The sequence below is a fragment of the Exiguobacterium sp. s89 genome, from assembly GCF_018617735.1.
GTDB lineage: Bacteria > Bacillota > Bacilli > Exiguobacteriales > Exiguobacteriaceae > Exiguobacterium > Exiguobacterium marinum.
In genome coordinates this window covers 1-378 of the sequence record NZ_JACSKS010000016.1, presented here as the reverse complement: position 1 = coordinate 378, position 378 = coordinate 1, and the positions used below count along the sequence as shown (strand labels likewise).

Annotated in this window: 1 rRNA gene; it reads right to left on the bottom strand. The window is 54.2% G+C overall.

The features are described from left to right. Window positions 1-320: ribosomal RNA gene (locus KNO96_RS14270) — 16S ribosomal RNA — on the bottom strand; the annotation flags it as partial. Between the last annotated feature and the right edge of the window lie 58 nt (window positions 321-378).

Sequence of the window (378 nt, the reverse complement as noted above, 5' to 3'; positions counted from 1 at the left end):
CTCTCAGGTCGGCTATGCATCGTCGCCTTGGTGGGCCATTACCCCACCAACTAGCTAATGCACCGCAAAGCCATCCATGGGCGACGCCGGAGCGCCTTTCATCAGCGGACCATGCGGTCCGATGACACATCCGGTATTAGCCCCGATTTCTCGTGGTTATCCCAGACCTATGGGCAGGTTCTTTACGTGTTACTCACCCGTCCGCCGCTCATTCCACCGTCGTCCCCCCGAAGGGTTCGGAACGGCTTCCTGCGCTCGACTTGCATGTATTAGGCACGCCGCCAGCGTTCGTCCTGAGCCAGGATCAAACTCTCCAAAGAATTTGATATAGCTCTTAAATTGACGAAGCTTGCGCTTCATTCAAAAATTGTAAAACTT